The 18,876-nt window shown below is 58.9% G+C and carries 16 protein-coding genes; 2 read left to right on the top strand and 14 right to left on the bottom strand.

The genetic code is table 11. From position 1 onward, the window contains the following. Positions 1-137 precede the first annotated feature (137 nt). Positions 138-902: a TraX family protein gene (locus tag G4C92_RS14245; protein ID WP_274940480.1), complete on the top strand. Its 765-nt coding sequence runs from the start codon at positions 138-140 to the stop codon at positions 900-902. 94 nt (positions 903-996) lie between these two features. On the opposite strand, the gene G4C92_RS14240 is transcribed toward G4C92_RS14245, so the two are convergent. The 14 genes from G4C92_RS14240 to G4C92_RS14175 all read right to left on the bottom strand — a co-directional run bounded on the left by G4C92_RS14240 (position 997) and on the right by G4C92_RS14175 (position 17,856). Further along, entirely contained in the window at positions 997-1,668 is a 672-nt protein-coding gene (locus tag G4C92_RS14240; protein ID WP_274940479.1) for an LbetaH domain-containing protein, read from the bottom strand. A 13-nt stretch (positions 1,669-1,681) separates the two neighbouring features. Then, a complete protein-coding gene (locus G4C92_RS14235) occupies positions 1,682-3,871 on the bottom strand; it encodes a DNA topoisomerase (RefSeq protein WP_274940478.1) in 2,190 nt (729 codons plus the stop codon). 14 nt (positions 3,872-3,885) lie between these two features. Further along, positions 3,886-4,974 carry an aspartate-semialdehyde dehydrogenase gene (asd, locus tag G4C92_RS14230; protein WP_274940477.1) on the bottom strand — a complete coding sequence of 363 codons (1,089 nt, stop codon included), beginning with the start codon at positions 4,972-4,974 and terminating at the stop codon, positions 3,886-3,888. Between the two features lie 47 nt (positions 4,975-5,021). Further along, positions 5,022-6,422 carry an argininosuccinate lyase gene (gene argH, locus G4C92_RS14225; RefSeq protein WP_274940476.1) on the bottom strand — a complete coding sequence of 467 codons (1,401 nt, stop codon included), beginning with the start codon at positions 6,420-6,422 and terminating at the stop codon, positions 5,022-5,024. 72 nt (positions 6,423-6,494) lie between these two features. Then, the gene (locus G4C92_RS14220; protein ID WP_274940475.1) at positions 6,495-7,220 is read right to left on the bottom strand and encodes an epoxyqueuosine reductase QueH; all 726 of its coding nucleotides are present in this window, start codon (positions 7,218-7,220) and stop codon (positions 6,495-6,497) included. A gap of 159 nt (positions 7,221-7,379) precedes the next feature. Further along, positions 7,380-9,026 carry a putative polysaccharide biosynthesis protein gene (locus G4C92_RS14215; protein WP_274940474.1) on the bottom strand — a complete coding sequence of 549 codons (1,647 nt, stop codon included), beginning with the start codon at positions 9,024-9,026 and terminating at the stop codon, positions 7,380-7,382. A 20-nt stretch (positions 9,027-9,046) separates the two neighbouring features. Next, on the bottom strand, positions 9,047-9,766 hold the full coding sequence (locus G4C92_RS14210) for a uracil-DNA glycosylase (RefSeq protein WP_274940473.1): 720 nt from the start codon (positions 9,764-9,766) through the stop codon (positions 9,047-9,049). A 17-nt stretch (positions 9,767-9,783) separates the two neighbouring features. Then, positions 9,784-10,545 carry an imidazole glycerol phosphate synthase subunit HisF gene (hisF, locus tag G4C92_RS14205; RefSeq protein WP_274940472.1) on the bottom strand — a complete coding sequence of 254 codons (762 nt, stop codon included), beginning with the start codon at positions 10,543-10,545 and terminating at the stop codon, positions 9,784-9,786. 12 nt (positions 10,546-10,557) lie between these two features. Further along, positions 10,558-11,166 (bottom strand): imidazole glycerol phosphate synthase subunit HisH, encoded by a 609-nt coding sequence (gene hisH, locus G4C92_RS14200; protein ID WP_274940471.1) that lies wholly within the window; start codon positions 11,164-11,166, stop codon positions 10,558-10,560. A 73-nt stretch (positions 11,167-11,239) separates the two neighbouring features. Beyond that, positions 11,240-12,760, bottom strand: coding sequence for a HAMP domain-containing sensor histidine kinase (locus G4C92_RS14195; RefSeq protein WP_274940470.1), 1,521 nt, complete (start codon positions 12,758-12,760; stop codon positions 11,240-11,242). A 191-nt stretch (positions 12,761-12,951) separates the two neighbouring features. After that, entirely contained in the window at positions 12,952-13,890 is a 939-nt protein-coding gene (locus tag G4C92_RS14190) for an ABC transporter permease (protein WP_274940469.1), read from the bottom strand. Further along, entirely contained in the window at positions 13,887-15,020 is a 1,134-nt protein-coding gene (locus tag G4C92_RS14185; RefSeq protein WP_330654733.1) for an ABC transporter permease, read from the bottom strand. Before G4C92_RS14185 ends, G4C92_RS14190 begins: the two co-directional genes overlap by 4 nt. Before the next feature lie 2 nt (positions 15,021-15,022). Continuing rightward, positions 15,023-16,564: an ABC transporter ATP-binding protein gene (locus G4C92_RS14180; protein WP_274940467.1), complete on the bottom strand. Its 1,542-nt coding sequence runs from the start codon at positions 16,562-16,564 to the stop codon at positions 15,023-15,025. Between the two features lie 146 nt (positions 16,565-16,710). After that, on the bottom strand, positions 16,711-17,856 hold the full coding sequence (locus tag G4C92_RS14175) for a BMP family lipoprotein (protein WP_274940466.1): 1,146 nt from the start codon (positions 17,854-17,856) through the stop codon (positions 16,711-16,713). A gap of 323 nt (positions 17,857-18,179) precedes the next feature. On the opposite strand from G4C92_RS14175, the gene G4C92_RS14170 reads away from it, so the two are divergent. Then, positions 18,180-18,872: a response regulator transcription factor gene (locus tag G4C92_RS14170; RefSeq protein ID WP_274940465.1), complete on the top strand. Its 693-nt coding sequence runs from the start codon at positions 18,180-18,182 to the stop codon at positions 18,870-18,872. The last annotated feature ends 4 nt before the right edge of the window (positions 18,873-18,876 follow it).

Genomic DNA, 18,876 nt, shown 5'->3' with positions numbered 1-18,876 from the left:
CGGTAAGTATAGCATAAAGCCATAGACGCGGAAAGAAAAATTGTCCGACGGTAGGATTTTTCAGCTGTCTGTTGTAGAATGGCTTTATCCGGCCTCCGGGACCGTCCCGCGCCATCTTCGAAGGAGAATCACCGGACATGCAGTTTTCCGTCAGCGAAACCTATCGGATCTTCAACAGCGCGCGCCTCAAGCGGATCGCGATCGTCACGATGGCGATCGACCACGGCGCCGCCTGCCTGATCTTCAACAGCCTGATCCGCCCTCATATCCCGATCAGCCGGACCGGCAGTCTCTGGAATCTCTACCAGTTTTACCTCTTTCTCCGGGCTGTTGGCCGCACCGCCTTCCCGATCTTCTGCTTTCTTCTGGTCGAGGGCTTCGTTCATACGCACAGCCGTCTCCGCTATATCATCCGGTTGCTTCTGTTCGGACTGATCTCGGAGGTGCCGTTCGATCTCTGCCTGTACCAGACGTTCTGGTACCCCGGCCATCAGAACGTGATGTTCGAGCTGGCGATGGGCGTCGGCATGCTCTGGGCCTTCGACGCGGTCGGAAAGGTCCGGCGCATCCATCCTCCGGAGGTGCGGCTCGCCCTTCAGTTTCTGGCCGCCGTGCCCTTTATCCTGCTCGCGCAGACCTTTCATCTCGATTATGATTTCCGGGGTATGCTGCTGATCCTGCTTCTCTTCCTGCTTCGGGACGACCGGGTTCTTCAGTGCGCGGCGGGCGCGATTCTCGTCGGGCTCTGGGAGTGGCCCGCAGTCTTCGCCTTCCTGCCGCTGCTGCTGTACAACGGACAGAGGGGACGCCAGAGCAAATATTTCTTCTATGTCTTCTATCCGGCCCAGTTCATGGTCTTCTTCCTGATCGGCCGTTTCTGCCTCGGGATGGCAATAAAATAAAAGGGGCATGCAGCCGCCTGCCGGACCGTCATAAGGCCCGGACAGTCGGGTGCATGTCCTTTACCGTCTTTCGGAAAATCCCTGTTTTCTCCCGTTATCTTTTTGCGATCCGGCTGCCGTCCGGCTTCACGATCGTCTCCGACGGGATGACGCCGCGGACACAGCTCGTCGGGTAGATCATGGAGTGCCGGCCGACGACGGTCCCCGGATTCAGCACCGCATTGCAGCCGACCTCCACCCAGTCGCCCAGCATTGCGCCGATCTTTCTGCGTCCTGTCTCGATCGGACGGCTTCCCTTTACCACGATATTCGTGCGGTCCGCCTTGATGTTGGACGTGATCGATCCGGCACCCATATGCGCGTGGAATCCGAGAATGGAATCCCCTACATAGTTGTAATGCGGCACCTCACAGTAATTGAAGATAATCACATTCTTGAGCTCCGCGGAGTTCCCGATCACGCAGCCGTTTCCCACGAGCGCGTCGCCCCGAATGAAAGCGCAGTGCCGGACCTGCGTATCCTCGCCGATGATGCAGGCGCCGCCAAAATACGCCGAATCAAAAACAGAAGCCGAGTTGGCGATCCAGACATCTTCCCGCACCTGATGGAACCGGTCCGCGGGCAGCTTCGGCCCCAGCTCGAGAATCAGATCGTGAATGCCGCCAAGCGCCTCCCACGGATAGGTAAACGAGGAAAGATATTCCTCTGCCGCCGTCTCCGTTAGTGTAAAAAGCTCTCTGATCGTCAGTTGTTCTTCCTGTGCCATAACTCCACCTCCATCATGCGCCGGACCGCTTTCCCGCCGTCCGGGCCGGTTTTCTGTAACATGCAGCCGCCCTGTCATAGCAGGTGCGCAGCTCCTGCTGGTTCCGGAGCTGCTTCACCGCGTTGGTGCGCCGCGTGACGAAGCCTTCCAGCTTCTCCATATACTCGTCCGTGGAGATTCGCCCTTCCGCGACGCCTGTGAGGCCCTTCTCCCAGCTCGCCGTCAGTTCCGCGCTCAGCAGCGGGCGGATGGAGTGATCGACCACATCGTAAACCATCTCCCCAAGCAGCTCGGGCGTGATCACCTGCGTCTTCTTATTCAAATTCAGATACCGGATCTTCACCAGTTTGGCAAGAATATCCGCCCGGGTCGCGCTCGTTCCGATACCCGAACCGCGGATCTGTTCCCGGAGGGAGTCGTCCTCAATCAGCTGTCCTGCATTTTCCATCGCGAGGATCATCGATCCGGATGTATAGCGCTTCGGCGGCGAGGTCTCGCCCTCCCTGACCTCCAGACGGTCCGTCACAAGAGACGCACCCTTTTTCAGCTTTTTCAGCAGGGCGGCCGTCAACCGCGTCTCCTCCGCTCCGTCGTCCCCGTCCTTCGGCGTACTGCGTTTCCCGAGCACCCGGAGATAGCCTTCCTCCGTGAGGCGGCGCGCGCTGACATAAAAGCGTTCCCCGTCGAGGAGCAGCACGGCGGACGTCTTCTCATAGAGCGCCGGCGGAAAAAAGATCGAGAGAAAGCGGCGGCAGACCGCCTCATACACCCGTCTGCTCAGATCGCTGAGCGAGCGCAGCGCGCCCAGGCCTGATCCCGTCGGGATGATGGCGTAATGGTCCGTGATCGCCTTGTCGTTGGTGTAGCGCGTGCGTCCGATCGATTTCCACGCCGTCCCGTCGAGCACTTCCTTCGCGAATCCGGCAACCGCCTCCACGCGGGTCAGCCCCTTCAGGTTCGACGCGATTTCCTTCGCCACTGCAGTGGACAGCACTCTGGCATCGGTTCTCGGATAGGTCGTCAGTTTCTTCTCGTAAAGCTCCTGCGCGATCTTCAGCGTCTGGTCGGGCGAGATATGAAAGAGCCGGGAGCAGTCGTTCTGAAGCTCCGCCAGATTATAAAGAAGCGGCGCGTTCTTCTTCTCCTGTCTCCGGGATACGGATTCGACAAGCGCCCGGATCGGCTCCGTTTCCGCGCTCTTCTCCGAAGCCGGAGCTGTGCCGGCACCGTCCGGTCCCGGAGCGGGAACCGGCGCGTTCGCTTCGGACGGCCCGGATTCCGCCCTCTCCGACGGGCTCCGCCCGCCTCTCTTCCAGGAAGTTTCCTCCGGAATACCGGACGCCCGGAACGTCCCCCCGGCCGAGCGTCCCCGGCTCAGTACGGAGATCAGCGCCTCCGCATCCGCCCGTTCCCGGAATCCGTTCTCGCGGTACAGCTTCGGCGATCCCTCGTAACGGCTGCCTGGCGAGACGCGCCACTCTCCTCCGATGCCTTCGAAGGATCCGGTCACCCGGTAAAACGGCTGCTTCACAAAGGCACGGATTTCACGCTCCCGCCGGACCACCATACCGAGCACGCAGGTCATCACACGGCCGACCGCGATGGCCGACCACTTCGCTTTGCGGTAGGACGCGATGGAGTTTCCGTACTTGAGCGTCAGGACTCTGGAGAAATTGATCCCCATCAGATAGTCCTCCTTCGCTCTGAGGAAGGCCGCGTCCGCCAGATGGTCATACTCCGACTCGGGTTTCGCCTCCCGGATCCCCCGTCGGATTTCCTCGTCGGTGAAGGAGTCGATCCAGACGCGGCGCCTCTCCTTCTCCCGTACCTTCGGGCCGGTCATCATCTCCACCAGACGGTAGATGTATTCCCCTTCGCGTCCGGAGTCCGTACAGACATAGATGCAGTCCACATCATCCCGCGAAAGAAGGCCGCTGACCGTATGGAACTGGTCAGCGGCTTCCCTGATGATCTCGTATCGAAAGGTTTCCGGGAGAAACGGCAGCGTATCAAGGGACCACTTCTTCAGCTTCGGGTCATAGGCTTCCGGATAACTCATCGTCACCAGATGGCCGAAACACCATGTGACGATACAGCGCTCCGTTTCAAGGTACCCGTTCCGCTTTCCCCCCGTGACGCCCAGCGTTTTCGCGAACTCCTGCGCCACGCTGGGCTTCTCCGCGATAAATAATGCTTTCCCCACGGATCCTCCTCAGGTCACTTTCTCGTGATGTAGCCGAGCGCCTTCAGCATCTCGGCGCACTCGACCGCGCCGCCCGCCGCGCCGCGCAGCGTGTTATGCGAAAGGCCGACAAACTTCCAGTCGAAAATGCTGTCCCGGCGGAGGCGTCCGATGGAAATTCCCATCCCGCCGCCGAAGTTGACGTCCAGCGCCACCTGCGGACGGTCGTCTTCCTCAAGATACTGGATAAAATGCTCCGGCGCGTGAGGAAGCCCCAGCTCCTGCGGACGGCCGCTGAAGCTGCGCAGCGCCTCCACCAGCTCATCCTTCGTCGGATTCTCCCTGAAGTTCAGGAACACCGTCGCCGTATGGCCGTTGAGCACCGGCACACGGATGCACTGGGATGTGATGCGGAGATCGCTCTCAAGCTTCACGATTCGGTCGTTCTCAATATGGCCGAACACCTTGAGCGGCTCCTGCTCGGACTTTTCCTCCTCGCCGCTGATGAACGGAATGATGTTGCCCTCCATCTCAGGCCAGTCCCGGAAGGTCTTGCCCGCACCTGAAATCGCCTGGTAGGTGCTGACGACCACGTCCGTCGGTCCGAATTTCATCCACGCGGCCAGAGCCGGCGTGTAGGACTGAATCGAGCAGTTCGGCTTCACGGCGATAAAGCCTCTCTTCGTCCCCAGTCTTTTTTTCTGCGCCTCGATGATCTCGAAGTGCTGCGGGTTGATTTCGGGAATGACCATCGGCACATCCGGCGTCCAGCGGTGCGCGCTGTTATTCGAGACGACCGGTGTCTCTGTCCGGGCGTACTGCTCCTCGATGGCGCGGATCTCATCCTTCGACATATTGACGGCTGAGAAAAGGAAATCCACATCCTTCGCCACATCCTCGATGTCGGACACATTTTTGATGACCATCTTCTTCACCGATTCCGGCATCGGGGTATCCATCTTCCAACGTCCGCCGACAGACTCCTCATAGGTTTTGCCCGCGCTTGACGCGGACGCCGCCAGCGTATGGATCTCGAACCACGGGTGATTCTCAAGCAGCGTGATGAAACGCTGGCCGACCATTCCCGTTGCGCCAAGGATACCGACTCTCAGTTTCTCAGACATTTGTTTTTCCTCCTCACAGAAAGGCGCCGCCGCAGGCGGCGCCGGGTTTACCGCTCCTCAGACTTGTCCAGATCCTCGATCATACGGAGATACGCCTTCGCTCCGGCGATCTCTTCTGCCATGGCGCCGGGCGCTCCCTTCGTGAGACGCCGGCTGACGCAGGCGGACAGGGAGATGGCCTCGTAGACATCCTTGTCGAAGGCCGGACATACCGCGCGGTACTCACTGAGCGGCAGTTCGTCAAGGCTCGTATTCTTCTCGATGCACCGGAGCACCAGCTGCCCGATCATCCCGTGCGCGTCCCGGAACGGAACGCCCTTCCTCACAAGATAATCGGCCGCGTCGGTGGCGTTGGCGAAGCCCTGCTGCGCGCTCTTTTTCATTCTCTCCTCGTTGAAGCGGGATGTGGACAGCATGCCTTTCATAAGCGTCAGACAGTTCTTCACCGTATCGACGGCGTCGAAGGTCATCTCCTTGTCCTCCTGCATGTCCTTGTCGTAGGCAAGCGGAAGGCCCTTCATCGTCGTCAGCATCTGGACGAGCGCGCCGTAGACGCGTCCGGTCTTTCCTCTGATCAGCTCGGCGATATCCGGATTCTTCTTCTGGGGCATGATGCTGGAGCCCGTCGCGTACGCGTCGTCCAGCTCGATGAACTGGTACTCGTTCGAGTTCCAGATGCAGATCTCCTCGGAGAGCCGGGAGAGATGCATCATGGCAATCGCCAGCGCGTCCAGTGTCTCGATGACATAATCCCGGTCCGAGACGCCGTCCATCGAATTCTCGCACGGCCCGTCGAATTCAAGGATCTGCGCGGTCATCTGCCGGTCAAGCGGATAGGTTGTCCCGGCGAGCGCGCCGCTTCCGAGCGGACAGACGTTCATCCGGCCGCGGATCGAGATCATCCGCTCATAGTCCCGGCGGAACATCTCGAAGTAGGCGCCGAAATGATGGGACAGCGTAACCGGCTGCGCTTTCTGAAGATGTGTGAAACCGGGCATATAAGTATGCTGATGCTCTTCCATCAGGGAAAGGACGGTATGCAGAAGCTCCAGCAGAAGGTCAGAGATCTCGTCGAGCTCATTCCGCACATAGAGGCGCATATCCACCGCCACCTGATCGTTTCTTGACCGGCCGGTGTGAAGTTTCTTCCCCGTTTCGCCGATCCGTTCGATCAGATTGGACTCCACAAAGCTGTGGATATCCTCATAATCCCCGGCGACCTTGAGCGTACCGTCGGAGATGTCCTTATGGATGGACTCCAGTCCCTCCATGATCTGTTCGCCCTCTTCCTTCGTCAGGATCCCCTGCTGCGTCAGCATCGCCGCGTGGGCGAGGCTGCCGACGATATCCTGCTCGGCCAGCCGCCGGTCGAAGGTCAAAGACTCATTGAACGCGTTCACCAGTTCATTTTCCTGCTTTGTGAAACGTCCGCCCCAAAGCTGAGCCATATGATCCCCTTTCTTAATCTGAATTTCCGCCCATTATACTGCAAGCCCCGCCGATGCGCAACATCAGCGGTCTCACGGATTCCCGCCCGTTTCCGGATCGTTCCGCCGGCCGATCAGCAGATCCCGCCGCTTCGAGAATACGCAGCCGCAGTAATTCTGCCGGTAAAGTCCGTAGGCACGGGACAGCTCGATGCTCCGCGCATAGCCTCCGTGTTTCCGGAAATCCGACGGGAGCCACCGCGGCGCCTCCGGGCCGAACCGCGCCCGGCATTCTCCGGCGATCTCCTCTCCGATCCGGTTGATCGCATCCACATCCTTCAGCGGGCTGATCGTCAGTGTGGTCGTAAAGAAGTCGTACATCCTGTGCCTTCCGTCGGCTGGATCCGTATATCCCCCGCAGGCCGCGCGGGCAGCCTCCTCCAGACGGAGGCGGAAGCAGAGAAGGCAGCGCGCCCCGCCTTCCCGTTCCTTCTCATACCCCTTCACGGTTTCGAAAAAGCGGTCCGGCTCGTAGACACCTTCGACAAACCAGACGGGATGAAGATGGGGCTGCGCCCCGATCAGCCGCCTCATCTCATCCGCACGCCGGCGGTATTCCTCCTTCTCCGTAATATTCGGGTTGTAGTAGAGATCCGTGATGGAAAAATCCTCTGACAGATACTCCAGCACATAGGAGCTGCACGGCGCGCAGCAGCTATGCAGAAGGAGGCTCGGCACAATGCCGGCCTCCCTGTTCTTTGCGATCAGCCGGTCGAGTTCCCGCTGATACGCCCGATGATTCGTCTTTTCCGTCTTCATCCGCCTTCCTTTCCGGGTTTCTCCTGGTTCATCGGCCCGAATCCGGGCATGTACTGCCGCATCTGTCATACGTTCAGGCATGCGCCCGGAACCCTTGCCGCCGCGCACGCCGCACGTTCTGAAACGTTTTGGATCGGAATCGGACGGCTGCGGCTGCATTTACCTCAGATGAAGGAGACGCAGCAGATGCAGAAGGCGCGTTCCCAGCGGAACACGGCGCAGCTCATCATCCGTCAGGTGCGCGAAACGGTCATACATCAGCACGTATACCACGATACCGGTCAGAACGGATACGACGAGAAGCAGCGCACTCGCAAGATACCGGCTGAAGATAAAGCCGAACAGAAGCTTCGGGATCCAGTAGACAGCCCCCACCGCCGCGCCCATCACGACGGACGCCTTCACCGGTGCGGCGAACTGCCGGACCGAGTGGCTGTAGGCGACATACTTGCGTACCGACAGCGCGTTGAGGATCATCACGGTCATCGAGTACGCAAGGATCGAGACGACGATGCCGTAGACATGCCAGTTGAGAAGCGCAGTCGTCACATAGAGAACCGCGACATTGACGCCCAGCGCAGCGGCCGCGTTGCGGACCGGGACGGACGGCCGGCCGAGTCCCTGCAGCACCCCGTTTGTCACAGTCGAGAGGCTGTAGAACACCACGGAGACTGCCCCGAGGCTCAGCAGCTGCGCCGCGGCCTCTACAGTGACCGCCCTTCCCGGATAAAGAGCGAACATGACCGGATAGGACAGGACCGCCACGCCGACCGCGGAGGGAATCGAGATGAAAAGCGTCATCTTGATGCACTCGTCAATTTTGGATACCGCTTCCTTTTTCGATCCGCGCGAGATCGAAGTCGCCACCGCGGGAATCAGCGCGGTGGAGGTGGCGGACGCCAGCGCGATCGGGATATTGATGATCGGCTTGACGCGGTAGCCGAAGATGCCGTAGAGAATACTGACCTGCGCCGATGTATATCCCTTGCCGGTGATCACGTTCGTGAAGATCACCTGATCCACGACGGAAGTCAGATTGTACACGCAGGTCGCCAGAATGATCGGCGTGCACATCAGAAGAATCACGCGGATGACTTCCTGATAGGACTCCTCCTTCTCATGACGGTCGCGGGCGATGCGGCGCGAAACCATCTTCCGGTTCACGAACCAGGCCAGCAGCATCACGACAAGCCCGGTCACCACACCGGCGCCCGTGCCGATGGTGCCGCCGGCGGCGCCGAATTTTCCTCTGAGTCCCGGGTTGCCCGCATACGGACGGGTCAGCAGATACGCCATCAGGATCGAGAAGACGGCGTTCATGATCTGCTCGGCGACCTGGGAAACCGCTGTGGGCTTCATCGTGTTATGCGCCTGGAAGAAGCCGCGGAACACTCCGAGGAAGCCGGACAGCATGATCGTCGGCGCAAGCACGCGAAGAGCCAGCACCGCGTCCGGCTGCTTCGCGAGGATGAACGGCGCGCCGAAAAAGGCCACCGCCGCGCCCACTCCGCCGACAACCAGCACATAAAGAAGAGCTGCCTTGAAAACCTTGAAGGCGTTCCGGTACTCGTGCACCGCCAGCCGCTCCGCCATCACCTTCGACACCGCGCTCGGAATGCTGTACGACGAGATCAGCAGTATGATGGTGTACCATTCATAGGCATACTGATAATATCCGTCGCCCTCGGACCCCATCAGCAGATGGAGCGGGCTCCGGTAAAGCAGTCCGATGACAGACGAGATCATCTGGGCGGCCATCAGAAACGCGGCCTGTCTGGTCACCTGACCCTTCGCTGACTGTGACATATGCAGTGTACTTCCTTCCCTCATGATTCTGCCGCGCCGGCCGGCCCTGCGTCCGTCTTCCGCTTTTCGCCCGTATCCGGAACCTGCCAGTCGATCGGCGGAAGGCCGTTCTGCTCAAGGTACTTGTTGCAGCGGGAAAACGGGCGGCTTCCGAAAAACCCGTTATAGGCCGATAGCGGCGACGGATGAGCCGATTCAATCACCAGATGCTTCGGATTGGTGATCATACTCTTCTTTCGGCGTGCCGCTCCTCCCCAGAGAATGAAAACGATCGGCCGGTCTTCCGCCGCGATCACGCGGATCGCGGCATCCGTGAAGGTTTCCCATCCGATATTCCGGTGAGAATTGGCCTGATGGGCACGAACCGTCAGCACGGTATTGAGCAGCATCACGCCCTGTTCGGCCCAGTGCGTCAGATCCCCGTTGTCCGGGATCCGGCATCCCAGATCCTCGTGCAGTTCCTTGTAGATATTGACCAGCGACGGAGGAACCGGCACGCCCGGATGGACGGAGAAACACAAGCCGTTGGCCTGACCCGGCTCATGATAAGGATCCTGTCCCACAATCAGGACACGCACCTTCTCAAGCGGTGTGAAGGCGAACGCGTTGAAAATATCCTTCGCCGGCGGATAGATCACCCGCGTCCGGTATTCCTCCCGGACCGTCCGATAAAGCTCCGCGTAATACGGCTTCGCGAATTCAGGCCGCAGCGCCTTCTCCCATTCTCCCGTGATCGCCATATGTCTGCCGCTCCTCCTTACCAGCGGACCGGAACCTTCCGTTCATCCAGATACTGTTTCACCTCTCCGATGGAAAGCTCGTTGAAATGAAAAAGCGAAGCCGCCAGAGCGGCATCCGCGCCGCCTTCCGTCAGAGCCTGATAGAAATCCTCCGCCTTCCCGGCGCCCCCCGAAGCGATCACCGGCACGTCCACCGCAGAGGAAACCGCCTTTGTGAGTCCGATGTCATAGCCGTTCTTCGTTCCGTCCGCATCCATGGAGGTCAGAAGCACTTCGCCGGCGCCGAGAGAAACGGCTCTCTTCGCCCATTCAACCGCATCGAGGCCGGTATCCTCCCGGCCTCCCTTCACAAAGACATTCCATCCGGATCCGTCCGGTCGCCGCTTCGCGTCAATGGCGATCACGATGCACTGGCGTCCGAATTTCTCCGCGCCCTCGCGGATCAGCTCCGGGTGTTCGACCGCCGCCGTGTTTACCGACACCTTGTCGGCGCCCTCACGGAGGATCCGTCTCATGTCGTCTACGCTGCGGATGCCTCCGCCCACCGTAAACGGGATAAACACCTGCTCCGCCACACGGCGGACCATATCCACCACTGTGTCGCGCCGGTCTGATGAAGCCGTGATATCGAGAAAGACCAGTTCATCCGCGCCTTCCTCATTATACGCCTTCGCGACCTCCACGGGATCGCCCGCATCGACGAGATCGACGAAGCGGACGCCCTTTACCACTCTGCCTCCGTCCACATCAAGGCAGGGAATGATTCGTTTCGTCAGCATAATCCGCCCTCCTCACTTGACATGTACGAAATTGTCAAGGATTCTGAGACCCACGTTCCCGGATTTTTCCGGATGGAACTGTGTGGCGAACACGCGTCCCTTCTGAATCGACGCATCAAAGATCGGCCCGTAGCCGCAGACCGCGCGTACGCAGTTCGTGTTCTCCGCCTTGCCGTAATAGGAATGGACAAAATAGACGAAGGCTCCGTTCGGAACACCGTCAAGCAGCTCGTCTCCGTTCATCATGAAGATCGAGTTCCACCCGATCTGGGGAACCTTCCGTCCCTCCCCGCCCGGAAAGCGGCGGACCTGACCGCGGATCAGCCCGAGTCCCGGTACATCCGGACTCTCCTCGCTTCCCTCATAGAGCAGCTGCATCCCGACACAGATGCCGAGGAAGGGGATCTCCTTTCTGACGACGTCCCGTATGACCTCATCCATACCGTATTTTCTGAGATTGCCGGCTGCGTCGCCGAAATTGCCCACGCCCGGCAGAACCACATGATCCGCCTTCAGAATCACGGCCGGATCACGGGTAATCTCCGCCTTACGCCCGAGTTTCCGGAACGCTTTTTCCACGCTCGCGACGTTCCCGGCGTCATAATCGATGATCGCTATCATGTCTTCCGCTCCCTGTCATTTCCGTTCATCCGGTTCATCATACCATATTCCGTTCCGGAAATGAACGGCAAGTTCAGGAAGGCGTCTGGACCTGTTCCTCCGACTTGCTCTCCAGTGTGAACCAGAAAGCCACGCCGTTCTCATAATTCTTCACGCCGCAGCGCTGTTGATGGCCGTCCATGATCGCCTGAACGATGGAAAGTCCGATGCCGGATCCTCCGTAAGCGCGGGTTCTTGCCTTATCCACCTTATAGAACTTCTCGAAGACGCGTCCGATATCCTCCTCCGGAATCGGACGTCCGGTGTTGAAGACGGTCGTCGTCACGATTCCGTCCTCTTCTTTCATCGTGATCTCGATTCTTTTTTCGTTCTCGCAGTGATGGACCGCATTGCTGAGATAGTTGGTGACGACTTCCTCAATCTTGAACTCGTCACCCCAGACATAGACCGGCTCCTTCTGCGCGAACGAAACCGCATCTCCCGCCTCGTCAATCATAATCTTCATCCCCTGAATGACGCCGGAGATCAGTCCGGTCAGATCGAACCGTTCCATCACCACCGGATCGTTGCCGAACTCGAGCTGGTTGAGCGTCAGGAGCTTTTTCACCATATGATTCATCTTCGATGACTCGTCGATGATGACGTCGCAGTAAAAGTCGCGGCTCTCCGCGTCCTCGGCGATATTTTCCTTCAGTCCCTCCGCATACCCCTGAATCAGCGCGATCGGCGTCTTCAGCTCATGGGAGACATTGTTCAGAAACTCCTTGCGGACCTCGTCGATCTTCGTCTTCTTCTCGTTGTCCCTCTGCAGTTCCGCGTTGGCGGACTTCAGCTCCGAAATCGTCCGCTCCAGTTCCGACGACATCTTGTTGAAGCTCCGTCCGAGTTCGCCGATCTCGTTCGTTTCCGATCCCTCATAGCGCGCCTCGAAATCAAGATTTGCCATCCGCCGGGCCTGAGCGGTCAGCTGCACGATCGGGCGCGTGTAGCGCCTCACGAGGAAGCAGACGACAGCGACCGAGATCAGAATCACGCCGGCACCGAGCAGAAGATAGAACATCAGTGTCAGCTTCGCAACAGATCGGATGCTGTCCAGCGGCGTCTGAAGAAGGAAGTAATCCCCACATTCCAGCTGCCCCCACATTTCCAGATAATCGAGTGCCGGATGGGCCTCCTTTGTGATCTGCAGGGTATAGGCGTCCGTCTTCTCGAGTACATCCGTGTTCTCCCTTGCAAACCCCGTGACATACTCATAGAGACGCACCAGATTCCGGTTCGGTTCGTGACTCGTTGTGTAGACCGAATCCATTGTACTTGACACGATCGTCACCTGAATATTGTTGTTCAGCAGCATCATCTTGATCGATTCCGATGAGTCGATCTCGCTCTTCGTGAGCGAAACCAGCTGCTGATAGGTATCCTTCATCCTCCTGATCCTGTCACTCCGGTAGAAAGGCTCCAGAAAGAGCCAGGTCATGACGCCGATCACCACCAGCGCCAGCACGATGATCGAGGCGATCAGGAGTGACAGTTCCCGTGTCATGGAATGCGTCCGCGCCTTCATCCTCTCCTGTCTTCGTCTCAGCCAGTTCATATCCCTCACCCGCTTCCTGTCAATTCGACGCGTCCGCTCCCGTCTTTGTCCCTGGAGACCGCATCTTCTGATACCTTACCGCAGGAATGTGATAAAAATAAGAAAACGGCGGAGACTCTTCCCTCTCCGCCGATCTCTGCGTTTTTTGCGGAACATGCATCCGTCTCCGCTGCCGCACCGGATATGTCCGCTCACCGCGCGCTCTTGTCGTAGGGGATCCCCTCCGCCTTCGGCGCCCTTGAATTTTTCGATGTAAACGCGAGCACAAGGAGCGAGATGATATACGGCATCATGTTGTAGACCGATCCGGGAATTTTGAGAGACGCAAGCCGGTCAAAGCCGGAGTAAACGTTTGACAGCGCGCGAAAAAAACCGAAGAGAAGCGCCGCCAGTCCGATATTCAGCGGACGCCACGCGCCAAAGATCATCACGGCAAGAGCGAGAAAACCGAACCCCGCGACGCCGGTCTCAAACTTCCATTCGCTGACGCCGGCCGTGATGTAGACGATCCCACCGATTCCTCCCAGCGCGCCTGAGATCAGAACGCCGGCCCAGCGCATCCGGAGGACATGGATTCCGACACTGTCCGCCGCCTGCGGATTTTCCCCGCAGGCCATCAGTCTGAGTCCGAACCGGGTTCTGTACAGAATCAGGTACGCGGCGATCAGCGCCGCCAGCGCCGCCAGCATGAACCAGTTGAACTGAAACCGTCCGAGCTTCAGGATAAAGGCCCGCTTCGCGGCGCCGTACTGAACGGTGGAGGACACATTGTCGGGATTTTCCGCCATATTGACCGCCTTGACGACAACGGTGGCCGCCGCGGTCGCCAGAATGTTGAGCGCCGTGCCGACCAGAGTCTGATCCGCGCGGAAGCCGATGCAGGCGAGCCCCAGCAGTGATGAATAAAGGATGCCGGATACGGCGGAGATCAGGAGCACGAGCAGTACAACAGCCGCCCCCGGCAGGTCTCCCATCCGTTTCATCGCCAGCGCTCCGCCGAGCGCCCCGATCACCATAATGCCCTCGAGGCCCAGATTGATCACGCCGGAGTGCTCGCTGAAGCAGCCTCCGAGCGCCACAAGCGTAAGAACCGACGCGAAAATCAGCGTATACTGAAGCAGAAGGATCATGAAGCGCCACCTCCTTCCCTGTCGTTTTCACACGCCGGACGGCTTCTCCTGCGTTCGAGGCGAAGGTTCATCGAGGTCCGGAAGAACATCACGAAGCCGCAGAGATAGATGATGATCGCCGTGACGAGGTCCGCGATCTGGGACGGATACATGCTTTTGTTGATGAGACTTCCCCCGCTTGTGATATGCTGGATAAAATACGAGGCGAAGATCGTTCCGATGGGACTCAGACCGCCGAGGAAGGTCGCCGCGATTCCGTTGAACCCCATCGCCGGCACCGAGGACTGGGTGACCGACCACTGCTCGTAGTCGCTGAGATAGAGAAAGGCTGCGCCGATCCCGGCCAGCGCGCCGCCGATCACCAGCGTCAGGATGATGTTCTTCTTCTCGTTCATGCCCGCGTAGCGCGCCGCGTCCCGGTTGTATCCGGTCGCGCGGATTTCATAGCCGAACTTCGTCCTGCCGAGCACGATCCAGATGACGACCGCGAAGACGGCAGCCAGCGGAATGGCGATGGTGACATAACGGTTATTCGTAAAAAGAGCGTTCAGTCCGGCGGAGGGAAGAAGCGAGTTCCGGCCCGCCTTGCTGACATGAAGCGTATAGGGGCTTGTGGATTCCTTCACGTTCTGCAGCAGCATGTTCGCCAGATACAGTCCGATCCAGTTGAGCATGATGCCCGAAATGACCTCGTTGACATTGGCGTACGCCTTCAGAAGACCCACAGCGCACCCCCAGAGCGCGCCGGCCGCGCCGGCCATCGCCAGACAGACATACCAGGGAAGATGCAGTCCCAGCGCCCCGTACAGACAGGCTGCTGCGCCGGCCACATACTGCCCCGCCGCCCCGATGTTGAAGAGCCCCGTCTTGTAGCAGAAGTTAATGGAGAGAGCGCACATCAGAAGAGGGGCAGTCTTGACGAGTGTATTGCCCAGCGCTTTCATCCGGGGCGGCCGCGTGGGATATTCCATGAAATTCTTCACCATCGTGATAATCGCGTCGCCCGCCCCTTTCGGATTGATGATGAGGAGAACGATATAGCCGATCAGGAGCCCCGACAGAATGCACAGAACGGCCGCGAGGACGGACTGCACGGCACTGTTTTCCAGAACGGACCGCTTCCGGTTCATCTTCATCCCTCCTTCCCCTTCGCGCCCGACATATAGAGACCAAGCTCTCCGGCGCTGGTCCGTTTCGGATCCAGCTCACCGACAATGCGGCCCTCGTACATCACGAGAATGCGGTCCGACACGTTCATCACTTCCTCCAGTTCAAGTGATACCATCAGAACCGCGCGCCCCGCGTCCCGCTCCGCGATGATTTTTTTATGGATGTATTCGATCGCGCCCACGTCAAGACCGCGGGTCGGCTGAACCGCGACCAGCAGGCGGTGATCCTTGTCCATCTCGCGGGCGATGATCGCCTTCTGCTGGTTGCCGCCGGACATGCTGCGGACGATCGTAGCCGCTCCCTGGCCGCAGCGGACGTCATACTGACGGATCAGACGATCCGCATAATTCCGGATCTGCTTCCGGCGAAGGAAACCGGCCCTGTTCACAAACGGCTTCCTGTCATACCGCTCCAGCACGAGATTGTAGTCAAGAGGATAATCCAGCACCAGTCCGTGCCGCTGCCGGTCTTCCGGAATGTGGCTCAGATATCGGGAGCGCTCGCGCACCCTCGCTCCCGATACATCCTCTCCGCACAGAAGGATCCGTCCGCTTCGGACCGGCATCAGGCCGGTGAGCCCGTAAATCAGCTCCGTCTGGCCGTTCCCGTCGATGCCCGCGATACAGACGATCTCGCCGCCGCGCACCTGAAAGGAAACGTCCCTCACGGCATCCGTTCCGTGTAGTCTCGACGGGACGGTGAGATGCTGTACGTCGAGTATGACGTCTGCCGGCTTTGCCGGCTGCTTTTCCGCCACCAGCTGCACATCCCGGCCGACCATCATCCGGCTCAGCTCCTGCTCGTTTGTATCGGCGATCTTCACTGTTCCGACGCACCGGCCGCGCCGGAGCACCGTACAGCGGTCCGCCGCCTCCATGATCTCGTTCAGCTTATGGGAAATGAAGAGGATGGACTTGCCCTCCCGGGCAAGATTCCGCATGATCTGCATCAGCTCCTCAATTTCCTGCGGCGTAAGCACCGCCGTCGGCTCGTCGAAGATCAGGATCTCATTTTCCCGGTAAAGCATCTTCAAAATTTCGGTCCGCTGCTGCATGCCGACCGTGATGTCCTCGATCTTCGCGTCGGGATCGACACGAAGCCCGTATTTTTCCGAGAGTGCCATCACCCTCCGGCGGGCCTCGCCGGTCTCAAGAAAGCCGTGCTTCGTTGTCTCCACACCGAGGATGATGTTGTCGAGTACCGTAAAACACTGCACCAGCTTGAAATGCTGGTGCACCATGCCGATACCCAGCGCGTTGGCGTCGTTCGGATCGGTGATCTTCACCGTTTTCCCGTCCTTCCGGATCTCCCCCTCCTCCGCCTGATAAAGTCCGAAGAGCACGCTCATCAGCGTCGATTTCCCCGCTCCGTTCTCTCCGAGCAGCGCGTGGATCTCTCCCCTTTTCAGCTGCAGTGTGACATCGTCGTTCGCGACGACGCCGGGGAAACGCTTCGTGATATGAAGCATCTCGATGGCGTAGGGCGTTTCCTCCAATCCGATCATCCCCTTTCCCGTCCTGCTGCGCGTCGCAAGGCCCGTCGTTCAAACGGGAAATCCCCCGGTCCGGCAGATTTCCAGGAACGCGTCAGCGGTTCAAAGAAGGCCGACAGATGCTGAATCTGCCGGCCCCGGATTCGTTTCGTCCGCACTTACTTCAGGTTGCCCTGGAAATTCACCGTGATGTTTTCCGCCGCGGGTTCCTCCGCCGTCGTGTCGCTCTCGACCTTGATTTTTCCGTCGTATAGATCCTTCACCAGTGCCTTGTAGTCGTCATCCGTGAAGGTATCGGTGAACACCGTGGAGTCCTCCGGCAGCCCGACGTAATTGAGGGACATATCATCGCCGCTCACGAGGCCGAGGTTTTCCACTTTCCCCTTGTAGTCCCCCCATTTCCCGTCACGGACCGCGCCGAGAAGCGTATTAACCGTCGCAGCCAGTCCCTTCACAGCCGATGTGATGCACATTCCGCTGCCATACTGGCTGTCTATCGTCTCTTTCTGATCCACATCGACACCGATCACCCTGCCGCCGGCCTTCTCAGCCGCCTCGCAGGCGGAAGTGTAGATTCCGCCGCCGCAGGCGAAGACGACCTGCGTGCCGCCGCTGTACCATGTGTCCATCGCCGCCGTGATGTCCGCGTCGCCGAAAAACTGGTTGCCATAGGCGTAATTGACCTCAACGCCGCTTTCGCCCAGTTCCTTCGCCGCGTCATCGGCGCCCTGCACATATCCGTACCCGTAGCGGATCACGGCCGGGACCGCCATGCCTCCGAGGAAGCCGAGCTTCTGGTATCCCATCTTCACAGCCGCGTATCCCGCCATATAGCCCGGCAGCTCCTCCTGATAGACGGCGCTGTAGACATTATCCCTCGAGTAGCCGTCCTCCCCCGAAGCGTCATCCAGATCGCCCTGCGATACGTCGAGTGCGATGAATTTCACATCCGGGTACATATCCGCCTCGTCGACAATCGCCTCTGCGAAGGCGTAGCCCGGCATCAGAATGACGTTGTACCCGTCCGCCGCTGCCTTGTCGATCATGGCGCTGCGGTCCGCCGTCGAATCTCCCTCCGGCTTGTAGTAGGTGAAGTCGAGGCCGTTCTGTTCGCAGAACGACTTGCCCGCCTCATAGGTCGTCTGGTTGAAGGACATGTCGGTGATATCGCCGTAATCGGTGATCATGGCCACCTTCATGTCCGATGCGGCCGTCTCTGCGGATGACGCGGCGAAAACCGGCGCCGCTGATACGGCCTGACATGTCATGACTGCCGCAAGCACGATGGCAAATCCTCTTCTCATAGCCCTTTCCTCCCTGTGTTCTTTTTGTAACCGATTCCGTCCGAATCCGGTCTGTTTACCTTATTATATCCCGCATTTCCGGCAGCAACAACCATATTATCTGTACATTTTTATGTTGATATCTTATTTATCATATTTATCGCTTTTAATTTTCTTTTTTATTATGCATTTTTCAGGCCGCCGACTTCAATCTTCGTTCACATTTGGAGATTATAATGACAGGCAGTTGCCGCAGAAAACAGTAAGATGCGTGAAAAGACAGCAAAGCGGGAGCCGGACCGCATAAGCGGCGTTTCCCGGAGGCAGCAAAGGGAGGAAACCGAATGGATCAGCTGAAGGTAATGGTCGTGGATGACGAAGCTCGGATGCGGAAGCTCGTCCGTGACTTTCTGGAAAAGAAGAATTACACCGTCATCGAGGCGGCGGACGGCGAGGAGGCTGTGGAACGGTTCTTCAGGGAAAAGGATATCGCCCTGATCCTGCTGGACGTCATGATGCCGAAAATGGACGGCTGGCAGGTCGTGAGAGAAATTCGTCAGTACTCGAAGGTACCGATCATCATGCTGACGGCGCGGGGCGATGAGCGCGATGAGCTGCTCGGTTTCAACCTCGGCGTGGACGAATACATCTCGAAACCGTTTTCGCCGAAGATCCTGGTCGCCAGGGTGGACGCGGTACTCCGGCGCTCCGGAGCCGTGGGTACGGGCGATGTGCTGGAATCAGCCGGGATCCGGATTGACAAGACAGCTCATCAGGTAACCATCGACGGCCGCGAAGTGGAACTCTCCTTCAAGGAGTTCGAGCTGCTCTCCTACTTCGTGGAGAACAAAGGAATCGCGCTCTCGCGCGAGAAGATCCTGAACGCCGTGTGGAATTATGATTACTTCGGAGACGCCCGGACCATCGATACGCATGTGAAAAAGCTCCGCAGCAAGATGGGCGCAAAAGGCAACCTGATCAAGACGATCTGGGGGATGGGATACAAATTCGATCCGGACAGCCCGGAGACGAAATAAGATC

Origin of the sequence: Chordicoccus furentiruminis (assembly GCF_019355395.1) — a bacterium.
GTDB lineage: Bacteria > Bacillota > Clostridia > Lachnospirales > Lachnospiraceae > Chordicoccus > Chordicoccus furentiruminis.
This window is presented reverse-complemented; position numbering and strand designations above follow the sequence as displayed.